General features: G+C 52.4%; 9 protein-coding genes. 5 read left to right on the plus strand and 4 right to left on the minus strand.

Annotated features, from left to right (window positions below; genetic code table 11):
- Nucleotides 1-72 precede the first annotated feature (72 nt).
- On the plus strand, nt 73-1,731 hold the full coding sequence (locus HV243_RS09030) for an ATP-dependent endonuclease (protein ID WP_016153655.1): 1,659 nt from the start codon (nt 73-75) through the stop codon (nt 1,729-1,731).
- Here HV243_RS09030 and HV243_RS09035 read toward each other — a convergent pair.
- Nucleotides 1,728-2,675, minus strand: a complete 948-nt coding sequence (locus HV243_RS09035) for a VirK/YbjX family protein (protein ID WP_053388844.1) — start codon at nt 2,673-2,675, stop codon at nt 1,728-1,730. The genes HV243_RS09030 and HV243_RS09035 overlap by 4 nt on opposite strands.
- A 160-nt stretch (nt 2,676-2,835) precedes the next feature.
- On the opposite strand from HV243_RS09035, the gene macA reads away from it, so the two are divergent.
- Nucleotides 2,836-3,951 carry a macrolide transporter subunit MacA gene (gene macA, locus HV243_RS09040; protein WP_016156938.1) on the plus strand — a complete coding sequence of 372 codons (1,116 nt, stop codon included), beginning with the start codon at nt 2,836-2,838 and terminating at the stop codon, nt 3,949-3,951.
- On the plus strand, nt 3,948-5,894 hold the full coding sequence (macB, locus tag HV243_RS09045) for a macrolide ABC transporter ATP-binding protein/permease MacB (RefSeq protein ID WP_053388845.1): 1,947 nt from the start codon (nt 3,948-3,950) through the stop codon (nt 5,892-5,894). Before macA ends, macB begins: the two co-directional genes overlap by 4 nt.
- A gap of 74 nt (nt 5,895-5,968) precedes the next feature.
- Here the strand turns inward: macB and cspD are convergent, their stop codons facing one another.
- A complete protein-coding gene (gene cspD, locus HV243_RS09050) occupies nt 5,969-6,193 on the minus strand; it encodes a cold shock-like protein CspD (RefSeq protein ID WP_003036813.1) in 225 nt (74 codons plus the stop codon).
- Nucleotides 6,194-6,516: 323 nt separating this feature from the next.
- Between cspD and clpS the strand changes: the two genes are divergently transcribed.
- Together clpS and clpA are read left to right on the plus strand one after the other, a co-directional pair.
- The gene (clpS, locus tag HV243_RS09055) at nt 6,517-6,837 is read left to right on the plus strand and encodes an ATP-dependent Clp protease adapter ClpS (RefSeq protein WP_003036810.1); all 321 of its coding nucleotides are present in this window, start codon (nt 6,517-6,519) and stop codon (nt 6,835-6,837) included.
- Between the two features lie 30 nt (nt 6,838-6,867).
- Complete coding sequence (clpA, locus tag HV243_RS09060; RefSeq protein WP_016153651.1) at nt 6,868-9,144, plus strand: ATP-dependent Clp protease ATP-binding subunit ClpA; 2,277 nt, start codon at nt 6,868-6,870, stop codon at nt 9,142-9,144.
- Nucleotides 9,145-9,414: 270 nt separating this feature from the next.
- On the opposite strand, the gene yegQ is transcribed toward clpA, so the two are convergent.
- Nucleotides 9,415-10,776, minus strand: a complete 1,362-nt coding sequence (gene yegQ, locus HV243_RS09065; protein WP_006683890.1) for a tRNA 5-hydroxyuridine modification protein YegQ — start codon at nt 10,774-10,776, stop codon at nt 9,415-9,417.
- A 159-nt stretch (nt 10,777-10,935) separates the two neighbouring features.
- Nucleotides 10,936-11,268 (minus strand): YegP family protein, encoded by a 333-nt coding sequence (locus HV243_RS09070; protein WP_016153608.1) that lies wholly within the window; start codon nt 11,266-11,268, stop codon nt 10,936-10,938.
- Nucleotides 11,269-11,310 lie beyond the last annotated feature (42 nt).

Raw genomic sequence — 11,310 nt, forward strand, 5'->3', positions numbered from 1 at the left:
GTGTCTTGAGCGCCCGCTTGCCGTTATACTCCTGATAACTTGAAGGAAAAAGTTAGCATTTCCGGAGGCTATATGATTCTCGAACGCGTTGAGATTGTTGGATTTCGTGGTATTAACCGTCTGTCGTTGATGCTGGAGCAAAGCAACGTGCTGATTGGGGAGAACGCGTGGGGTAAGTCCAGTCTGCTGGATGCTTTAACCCTGTTGCTGTCGCCGGAAACTGATTTGTACCACTTTGACCGCGAAGATTTCTGGTTCCCGCCGGGTGATATACAAGGCCGGGAACATCATCTGCATATCATCCTGACGTTTCGTGAGTCTCAACCAGGTCGCCACCGCGTGCGCAGGTATCGTCCTCTGGAAGCCAGCTGGACGCTGTGTCAGGATGGCTATCACCGCATTTTCTATCGGCTGGAAGGTGAATGTGCGGACGACGGTAGCGTTCTGACGTTACGCAGTTTTCTGGATGGCGAGGGCCATCAGCTTCCCCTCGACGACATTAACGATCAGGCGCGGCACCTCGTGCGTTTGATGCCAGTACTGCGCCTGCGCGACGCGCGTTTTATGCGACGGATCCGTAACGGTACGGTGCCGGATTCGGCGGATGTCGAAGTGACCGCGCGGCAACTGGATTTTCTGGCACGTGAACTGGCTACCCGACCGCAAAACCTGACAGATGGGCAGATACGTCAGGGGTTATCGGCCATGGTACAGCTATTGGAACACTATTTTTCTGAGCAGGGTTCCAGTCAGTCCCGCTATCGTCTGATGCGTCGACGTTCCAATAACGAACAACGTAGCTGGCGCTATCTGGATATTATCAACCGTATGATTGATAGACCGGGCGGACGCACGCACCGCGTGATCTTGTTGGGATTGTTTTCGACGCTGTTACAGGCCAAAGGTACGCTGAGGCTGGATAAAGACGCCCGGCCGTTACTGTTGGTAGAAGATCCTGAAACGCGTTTACATCCGATTATGCTGTCGGTTGCCTGGCACCTGCTGAATTTGCTTCCACTGCAACGGGTGGCGACCACCAACTCAGGTGAGTTACTGTCCCTCACCCCCGTGGAACACGTTGTCCGCCTGGTGCGTGAGTCTTCCCGCGTCGCCGCCTGGCGGCTTGGGCCAGGTGGGATCAGCGCAGAAGATGGTCGGCGTATTGCCTTTCATATTCGTTTTAACCGTGCATCGTCGTTGTTTGCCCGCTGTTGGCTGCTGGTGGAAGGCGAAACGGAAACCTGGGTCATTAACGAACTGGCCCGCCAGTGTGGGCACCACTTTGATGCGGAAGGTATCAAAGTCATTGAATTTGCCCAGTCCGGCCTTAAGCCGCTGGTTAAGTTCGCCCGCCGGATGGGTATCGAGTGGCATGTGCTGGTTGATGGTGATGAAGCCGGGAAAAAGTATGCCGCTACGGTGCGGAGTTTGTTGAATAACGACAGAGAAGAAGAGCGCGATCATTTAACCATGCTTCCCGCGCTGGACATGGAACACTTTATGTATCGCCAGGGGTTCGCTGACGTTTTTCACAGGGTGGCGCAAATCCCCGAAAACGTGCCCATGAATATGCGCAAAATTATCTCGAAGGCGATTCACCGGTCGTCAAAACCAGATTTAGCCATTGAGGTGGCGATGGAAGCCGGGCGGCGCGGCGTTGACGCGGTGCCAACGCTGCTGCGAAAAATGTTTTCCCGCGTGCTGTGGTTGGCACGCGGCAGAGCGGATTAGCGGCGAAACATCGACGACAGCTGCGAGTGGATGCTGTCCAGTAACTGGTAGCGACGGCGGTATTCCGCGCGTTTTTTGCTGGCAATGTCCGCTTCGCTTTTTCGCGCCATTGTGCGTGGGATATGGTAATAGCCGTGACTGTCGCACTCACCGCCAACCGACTCCCAAAATGCGTTGTAGTCGGAAAGTATCACCTTGTTTTTATCGTGGTAACGCGGGCTGCGAAAGATATGCTGTTCATTGCTGACCGCCATGACCTTTTCGATATTCAACTGTTCTGCTAAACGGCAAATGGCTTCCATAATTATACGTTTTGGGAAAATACCGTGGCAGGACTTCGTCGCTTTTTGTATTGCTTCATGTGGAAGTTGCGAATTGCCCTGTACGCCGCCAATGAATAATGTACTTTTCCCATTATATTCGCAGAACGTAAACGTCATTTTGGTCAGCACGTCCCCGTCGCCATTTTGCACCTGAATGGTACTTTCTCCCTCTTTATCCAGTACCGGGAACATCATCATGGTTACGGTAAATATATCGCCATCTTTGCCTTCAATTTGCGCCAGCTGTAAACCGTCATTGGTTAATAAGGCGTTAAACTCTGCGGGTAAGAATGCGTGGCGGATAACATGGTAATGAAAACGCACCGCGTCTAAACGCATTTTACGAGTGAAATTTGCCGCGAGGTAAGGACGGTGCATACGCACCGGCAGCCGGGGTTGGCGGGAGAGCAGGCTTTCAAGGTCCGGCCATTGGGCGAGTTCACTCATCCATTCCTGAGTCAGACGGGGTATCAACAGTGAGCGCCAGATAAACTTACGACGAAAGCTCCGTTTATCCCAGCAATGTGCGGGTCGTATATGACCGCTGCTCAGGCCGTAAAAAAGGCCAAAGCTGGTAATGGGTTTAGTGGAAAGAAAAGTGCTTTCAGTTAGTTGACTCATAATTTAAATCCGATTGATACTCTGGTACTAATTTCAACACAGCGGATCTTAACCATTCATCAATAACTCTGTTATTCTTGCGTTTTTCAACGGCTATTTATTTAACGTTGATGTTTACCACTCCACTCTGGTGGACGTATTGGGGGAAATTGGGACATTTATGAAGCTCAAGGGAAAAATCAAAAAGCGCTATTTTCTCTTCGCCATCATCATTATTGTGGCGATAATTGCACTTTGGCGAACGCTTAATGCGCCTTTACCTCAGTATCAAACGTTAATTGTGCGTCCGGGCGATCTGCAGCAAAGCGTACTGGCAACCGGCAAACTGGATGCGTTGCGGAAAGTTGACGTCGGGGCGCAGGTAAGCGGGCAGTTAAAAACGCTGTCGGTCGCGATTGGCGACAAAGTAAAAAAAGATCAACTGCTTGGCGTTATCGATCCTGAACAGGCGCAAAACCAGATTAAAGAGGTTGAAGCGACGCTGATGGAATTACGCGCTCAGCGTTTACAGGCTGAAGCCGAGTGGAAACTGGCGCGGGTAACGCTTTCCCGTCAGCAACAGCTGGCGAAAACCCAGGCTGTCTCGCAGCAGGATCTCGACACGGCGGCTACTCAGATGGCGGTCAAACAGGCGCAAATCGGCACAATTGATGCGCAAATTAAGCGTAATCAGGCCTCTCTCGATACGGCAAAAACCAACCTTGATTACACCCGCATCGTCGCGCCAATGGCAGGCGAAGTCACGCAAATTACTACCCTTCAGGGGCAAACCGTTATTGCTGCCCAGCAGGCACCTAACATTCTGACATTGGCAGATATGAGCACCATGCTGGTGAAAGCGCAGGTTTCCGAGGCGGATGTGATTCACCTGCATCCCGGGCAAAAGGCCTGGTTTACCGTACTGGGCGATCCTCAGACGCGCTACGAAGGTAAGCTCAAAGATGTTCTTCCGACGCCAGAGAAAGTGAATGATGCGATTTTCTACTATGCTCGCTTCGAAGTTCCCAACCCGAAAGGGATCCTGCGTCTGGATATGACCGCGCAGGTCCATATCCAGCTCACCGATGTGAAAAATGTCCTGACGATCCCGCTGTCGGCGCTGGGCGATCCTATTGGCAACAATCGTTATAACGTCAGGCTGCTGCGTAACGGTGAAACCCGTGAACGTGAAGTGGTTATCGGCGCGCGTAATGACACCGATGTGGAAATCGTTAAAGGGCTGGAAGAGGGGGATGAAGTCATCACCGGTGAGGGCAACGCTGGAGCGCCAAAATGACGGCATTGCTTGAACTGAGCAATATCCGCCGCAGCTATCCGTCAGGCGAAGGTCAGGTCGAGGTATTGAAGGACGTATCCTTGAGCATTCAGGCCGGGGAAATGGTAGCGATTGTCGGGGCGTCTGGCTCGGGTAAATCGACGCTGATGAATATTCTCGGCTGTCTGGACAAACCCACCAGCGGTACGTATCGGGTTGCCGGGCGCGATGTCTCCACGCTGGATAGCGATGCGTTAGCCCAGCTGCGTCGCGAACATTTCGGTTTTATCTTCCAGCGTTATCATTTGTTGTCGCATTTAACCGCCGCGCAAAACGTTGAGATGCCTGCGGTCTACGCTGGCACCGAACGTAAGCAGCGCCTGGCCCGTGCCCAAGAACTCCTGCAGCGACTGGGTCTAGGCGACAGAGTCGACTATCAGCCTTCCCAGCTTTCCGGTGGTCAGCAGCAGCGGGTCAGTATTGCGCGTGCGCTGATGAACGGGGGACAGGTTATCCTCGCCGACGAACCCACCGGCGCGCTGGACAGCCATTCAGGCGAAGAGGTGATGGCGATTTTGCATCAGCTGCGCGATCGCGGGCATACGGTGATTATCGTCACTCACGACAGCCAGGTCGCCGCACAGGCCGAACGCGTCATTGAAATTCGTGACGGCGAGATTGTGCGCAATCCGCCGTCGCATAAACCCTCTACCGGGCGCGATATCGTGGAGCCGACGGTGAAAACGGCGTCCGGCTGGGGGCAGTTTGCCAGCGGTTTTCGCGAAGCGCTCACCATGGCCTGGCTGGCAATGGCTGCGAATAAAATGCGAACGCTACTGACCATGCTTGGGATCATCATCGGTATTGCTTCGGTGGTGTCGATTGTGGTGGTAGGCGATGCGGCTAAACAGCTGGTGCTGGCAGATATTCGCGCTATCGGCACCAATACCATCGATATCTATCCTGGCAAAGATTTCGGCGACGACGACCCACAATATCAACAGGCGCTGAAGTATGACGATTTAACGGCGTTACAGAAGCAGCCCTGGGTCAGTTCGGTGACGCCTGCGGTGTCGAAAAACCTGCGGCTACGCTATGGCAATATCGACGTGGCAGCCAGTGCTAATGGCGTTAGCGGCGACTATTTCAACGTCTATGGCATGACGTTTAGCGAAGGGACCACTTTTAACGCTGAACAACTGGCGGGTCGCGCTCAGGTGGTGGTGCTCGACAGCAATACCCGGCGTCAATTGTTCCCCAACAAAGCGAAAGTTGTCGGCGAAGTCGTGCTGGTGGGGAATATGCCTGCCACGGTGATTGGTGTTGCAGAAGAGAAACAGTCGATGTTTGGCAGTAGCAAGATCCTGCGGGTCTGGCTGCCTTACAGCACCATGTCCGGGCGAATTATGGGGCAGTCGTGGCTGAACTCGATCACCGTGCGGGTGAAAGACGGTTTTGATAGTGCCCAGGCTGAGCAGCAGCTCACTCGACTACTGACGTTACGCCACGGTAAGAAGGATTTCTTCACCTGGAATATGGACGGTGTCTTGAAAACCGCCGAAAAGACCACACGTACATTACAACTCTTCCTGACGCTGGTGGCCGTGATTTCGCTGGTGGTCGGTGGAATTGGTGTGATGAATATTATGCTGGTTTCGGTAACCGAACGAACGCGCGAGATTGGCATTCGTATGGCGGTTGGCGCCCGCGCCAGTGACGTACTGCAGCAGTTCTTAATCGAAGCGGTGCTGGTGTGTCTGGTTGGCGGCGCGTTGGGCATTAGCTTGTCGATGCTGATCGCCTTTACGCTTCAGCTATTCCTGCCTGGCTGGGAAATAGGTTTCTCACCCGTAGCCTTATTGACGGCGTTTCTGTGTTCGACTGCGACCGGGATTTTGTTTGGCTGGCTACCGGCGCGAAATGCGGCGCGGCTGGATCCGGTAGATGCTCTGGCGCGGGAATAATACTATCGAGATAAAAATGCCAGCCGCAAAGGCTGGCATTTTGACTGCGGGATGTACACAATGAAACAGAAGAGCTATGCGACAGCTTCTGCTTCAATGACAGGCACGATGACGCTGGCATGATTGCCTTTTGGCCCCTGGTGGACATCAAACTGGACAGACTGCCCGGCTTTTAGCGTTCTGTAACCATCCATCTGAATGGTGGAGTAATGGGCGAAAATATCTTCGCCGCCGCCTTCGGGGCAGATGAAACCAAACCCTTTGGCGTTGTTGAACCACTTAACAGTACCCGTTTCCATGCTTCGACATCCTTCGTAAATCTTATATAAGTAAGATGGAATGAACCGGTGGCGGAGTGGGGGCTGTTCAAAACCTCGCCAACTCTCGAAACTACAATTTAGAGAAATCAGGCGAGGCGTCAAGCGCCAGGCTGACGGAATAGGGTAAAAATGCATCAAAATTTGAAGCAGTTAACGCTATTGTCGGTTATGTGACAGATGTCGCGGATGGCACTAATAGATGATAGTTATCTAATACTTGAGGTAGATTGATTGTGCGCATAGGCTGCTTGTCAGCGGCAAGATTTTCTGCCGGAAACCGTAACTGAAGATGACGACTGACAATGGGTAAGACTAACGACTGGCTGGATTTCGATCTGCTGGCGGAAGATAAATTGCGCGACGCGCTAAAACCGCCATCTATGTATAAAGTGATATTAGTCAATGATGATTACACTCCGATGGAGTTTGTTATTGACGTGTTACAAAAATTCTTTTCTTATGATGTAGAACGTGCAACGCAACTGATGCTTGCCGTTCACTATCAAGGTAAAGCGATTTGCGGCGTATTCACTGCCGAAGTGGCTGAAACCAAAGTTGCGATGGTGAACAAGTATGCGAGGGAGAACGAGCATCCGTTGCTGTGTACGCTAGAAAAAGCCTAAATGCAGGCATAAATATTGGGGGAGGTGCCTATGCTCAATCAAGAACTGGAGCTCAGTTTAAACATGGCTTTCGCCAGAGCGCGCGAGCACCGACATGAGTTTATGACCGTCGAGCACTTGCTACTGGCATTGCTCAGTAACCCATCGGCCCGCGAAGCGCTGGAAGCGTGTTCTGTGGATCTGGTGGCGCTGCGTCAGGAACTCGAAGCCTTCATTGAACAAACCACACCCGTATTGCCTGCCAGTGAAGAAGAGCGCGACACGCAGCCCACGTTGAGTTTTCAGCGTGTGTTGCAACGCGCGGTCTTTCATGTTCAGTCCTCCGGGCGCAATGAAGTTACCGGTGCTAATGTGCTGGTCGCCATCTTCAGCGAGCAGGAATCTCAGGCGGCTTATCTGCTGCGTAAGCATGAAGTGAGTCGCCTTGATGTGGTGAATTTTATTTCTCATGGCACGCGCAAAGACGAACCAAGTCAGTCCTCTGACTCTGGTAATCAGCCGAATAACGAAGAGCAAGCTGGCGGGGAGGACCGTATGGAGAACTTCACGACTAACCTTAACCAGCTTGCCCGTGTGGGCGGAATTGATCCGCTCATTGGCCGGGACAAAGAGCTGGAACGCGCCATTCAGGTACTGTGCCGTCGTCGAAAAAATAACCCGCTGCTGGTGGGTGAGTCTGGCGTCGGGAAAACCGCTATTGCGGAAGGCCTCGCCTGGCGTATCGTCCAGGGCGACGTGCCGGAAGTGATGGCTGATTGTACCCTTTACTCTCTGGATATCGGCTCGCTGCTGGCGGGTACCAAATACCGTGGCGATTTTGAAAAACGCTTTAAGGCGCTGCTGAAACAACTGGAACAGGATACTAACAGCATTCTGTTTATCGATGAGATCCACACCATTATCGGCGCGGGTGCGGCATCGGGCGGCCAGGTGGATGCGGCTAACCTGATCAAACCGTTGCTCTCCAGCGGTAAAATCCGTGTGATAGGCTCCACAACCTATCAGGAATTCAGCAATATCTTTGAAAAGGACCGCGCGCTAGCACGCCGTTTCCAGAAAATCGATATCACTGAGCCGTCGGTAGAAGAGACCGTGCAGATCATCAACGGTCTGAAGCCGAAATACGAAGCGCACCATGACGTTCGCTACACCGCCAAAGCGGTGCGTGCAGCGGTCGAACTGGCGGTGAAATACATTAACGATCGTCATCTGCCGGACAAAGCGATTGACGTGATCGATGAGGCGGGCGCGCGGGCGCGTCTGATGCCGGTCAGCAAGCGCAAGAAAACCGTCAACGTGGCGGATATCGAGTCCGTCGTGGCCCGCATTGCGCGGATCCCGGAGAAGAGCGTTTCGCAGAGCGATCGCGATACGCTGAAAAACCTGGGCAACCGTCTGAAAATGCTGGTATTCGGACAGGATAAAGCCATTGAGGCGCTGACTGAAGCGATCAAAATGAGCCGTGCTGGTCTGGGACACGAGCATAAACCTGTCGGTTCGTTCCTGTTTGCCGGACCGACTGGCGTCGGTAAGACCGAAGTCACGGTGCAGTTGTCCAAAGCACTGGGTATTGAGCTGCTGCGGTTTGACATGTCCGAGTATATGGAACGTCACACCGTCAGCCGCCTGATTGGTGCGCCTCCGGGATATGTCGGTTTCGACCAGGGCGGTTTGCTGACGGATGCTGTCATTAAGCATCCGCATGCGGTACTGCTGCTGGATGAAATCGAAAAAGCGCATCCGGACGTCTTTAACCTGCTGCTGCAGGTGATGGATAACGGTACGCTGACCGACAATAACGGGCGTAAAGCGGATTTCCGCAACGTGGTGCTGGTCATGACCACTAACGCCGGCGTGCGTGAAACCGAGCGTAAATCGATTGGGCTGATTCATCAGGACAACAGTACTGATGCGATGGGCGAAATCAAAAAAGTGTTTACGCCGGAATTCCGTAACCGTCTCGACAACATTATCTGGTTCGATCATCTCTCTACTGAGGTGATTCATCAGGTTGTTGATAAGTTTATCGTCGAACTTCAGGTTCAGTTGGATCAGAAAGGTGTCTCTCTGGAAGTGAGTCAGGAAGCCCGCGACTGGCTGGCTGAGAAGGGCTATGACCGCGCAATGGGCGCACGCCCGATGACGCGCGTTGTCCAGGATAACCTGAAAAAACCATTGGCTAACGAACTGCTGTTCGGCTCGCTTGTGGATGGCGGTCAGGTGACCGTTGCGCTGGATAAAGAGAAAAACGAGCTGACTTATGGTTTCCAGAGTGCGCAAAAGCACAAGCCAGAAGCAGCACATTAATATCTAATCACCTAATGAACCGGGCGTAATGCCCGGTTTTTTTTTCGCCTGAAAGTCGTGATTTGAATAGGGGGGATTCGCAGAGTTTAAACGGCAGGCAAAAAATAAGCCTGCGTAAGGGAGATTACGCAGGCTAAGGAGGTGGTTCCTGGTACAGCTAGCATTTATGGGTTATGTTTTTCAGCGGATGGGATAATACCCTTAATGAACGAAGCGGTATGTGATCGATTTCTAAGAATCTTCCGAACGCTGAAAAATAACCGTAATTAACTACTTAGCATGTGGGTTGCGCGTGGACTCACCGGCAAAATTACGCATCAACAATGCATAATTCAGATCGATATCCTCCGGTACAGGCATCCACACGGTGTAACCATCGCCCGGCGCAACCGGCATCGCTTCGCCTTTCGCGTTTTCCATCTGTTCGAGGGTAAAGTTGATGTTGCCCTGTGGGGTCATCAGCTCCAGGCTGTCGCCGACGGTGAATTTATTTTTCACCAGCACAGCCGCCAGTTCACCTTTACGTTCGCCAGTGAATTCGCCGACAAACTGCTGACGCTCGGAAACAGAGAAGCCGTATTCGTAGTTCTGATAGTCGTCATGCGTATGGCGGCGCAGGAACCCCTCGGTGTAACCGCGATGCGCCAGACCTTCCAGCGTTTCCAGCAGTTGCGGGTCGAACGGTTTACCGGCAGCGGCATCATCAATGGCCTTGCGATAAACCTGCGCGGTACGTGCACAGTAATAGTATGATTTAGTACGGCCTTCAATTTTCAGCGAATGCACGCCCATCTGAGTCAGGCGCTCAACGTGGGCAATGGCACGTAAATCCTTCGAGTTCATGATGTAAGTGCCGTGTTCGTCTTCAAACGCGGTCATGTACTCACCCGGACGCTGGGCTTCTTCGATCATAAAGACTTTGTCAGTCGGCGCGCCAATACCCAGCGTCGGCTCAACATTTTGTACCGGGATAGGCTCGTACTTATGCACGATATTGCCCACCACGTCTTCTTTGCCTTCCTGCACGTTGTATTCCCAGCGGCAGGCATTGGTACAGGTACCCTGATTTGGGTCACGCTTGTTGATGTAGCCAGAGAGCAGGCAGCGGCCGGAGTAAGCCATGCACAGCGCGCCGTGAACAAAGATCTCAATTTCCATATCCGGCACCTGGGTGCGGATCTCTTCAATTTCTTCCAACGACAGTTCGCGGGACAGGATCACACGGGTCAATCCCATCTGCTTCCAGAATTTCACCGTTGCCCAGTTTACGGCGTTAGCCTGTACTGAAAGGTGAATGTCCATGTCAGGGAAGTTTTCGCGCACCAGCATAATCAGACCGGGGTCGGACATGATCAGTGCATCCGGTCCCATTTCCACCACCGGTTTCAGGTCACGAATGAAGGTCTTCAGCTTGGCGTTATGCGGGGCAATATTAACCACCACATAGAATTTTTTACCCAGTTCATGGGCTTCATTAATGCCTAGCTGCAGGTTTTCGTGATTGAATTCGTTGTTGCGTACGCGCAGTGAGTAACGCGGTTGGCCCGCATATACAGCGTCTGCGCCATAGGCGAAAGCGTAACGCATGTTTTTCAGCGTTCCCGCCGGGGAAAGGAGTTCCGGTTTAAACATAATTTTCTCGTTCTGATGACAGGTCAGACTCGCCTCACTCAATGAGGCGGTTAGGGGAGTGCCCCCATATTAAGGGCGGGCATTGTAGCGCTGTGGGGAAGACAGGTAAAGAAAAACGCCGGGCGACAGCGTGGCGTTACCCGGCTGAGCGAGTCATTATCAGGTTTTATCTTTTATCGTCTGACTTACACCATTGGTCTTAACTGAAGCAATACCGGTCTCGCGCGACTGTTCATTCGCATACAGTTGACTGCTACCAATAATCTGGTGGTTTGCTGCTTTCAGATTGAAATGCAATTTGCCATTAGCTGCCGTTTTTTTCTCGTAACGCTCGGCCAGAGGGCTGTTAGCCTGGACAGATGCGATCCCTTTTTCTGCCGCGCCTTTTGTCGTGTAAAGCTCACTGGTAAGGATAGTTTCCCCGTTTCCAGCCTTAAGAACAAAGCGGTACTGATCATCGCTACTCTTGCTTAATTCAAACCAACCAGCCATATGAACTCCTTGATTAAAGTTTTATATCAAACAGTTATTGAC

The sequence above is a fragment of the Citrobacter sp. RHBSTW-00599 genome (assembly GCF_013784065.1).
Lineage (GTDB): Bacteria > Pseudomonadota > Gammaproteobacteria > Enterobacterales > Enterobacteriaceae > Citrobacter > Citrobacter braakii.

Excerpts from the sequence above, each read along its gene's own strand:
- HV243_RS09030 (WP_016153655.1), top strand. The coding sequence starts at position 73 with ATGATTCTCGAACGCGTTGAGATTGTTGGATTTCGTGGTATTAACCGT.
- HV243_RS09035 (WP_053388844.1), bottom strand. The coding sequence starts at position 2,675 with ATGAGTCAACTAACTGAAAGCACTTTTCTTTCCACTAAACCCATTACC.
- macA (WP_016156938.1), top strand. The coding sequence starts at position 2,836 with ATGAAGCTCAAGGGAAAAATCAAAAAGCGCTATTTTCTCTTCGCCATC.
- macB (WP_053388845.1), top strand. The coding sequence starts at position 3,948 with ATGACGGCATTGCTTGAACTGAGCAATATCCGCCGCAGCTATCCGTCA.
- cspD (WP_003036813.1), bottom strand. The coding sequence starts at position 6,193 with ATGGAAACGGGTACTGTTAAGTGGTTCAACAACGCCAAAGGGTTTGGT.
- clpS (WP_003036810.1), top strand. The coding sequence starts at position 6,517 with ATGGGTAAGACTAACGACTGGCTGGATTTCGATCTGCTGGCGGAAGAT.
- clpA (WP_016153651.1), top strand. The coding sequence starts at position 6,868 with ATGCTCAATCAAGAACTGGAGCTCAGTTTAAACATGGCTTTCGCCAGA.
- yegQ (WP_006683890.1), bottom strand. The coding sequence starts at position 10,776 with ATGTTTAAACCGGAACTCCTTTCCCCGGCGGGAACGCTGAAAAACATG.
- HV243_RS09070 (WP_016153608.1), bottom strand. The coding sequence starts at position 11,268 with ATGGCTGGTTGGTTTGAATTAAGCAAGAGTAGCGATGATCAGTACCGC.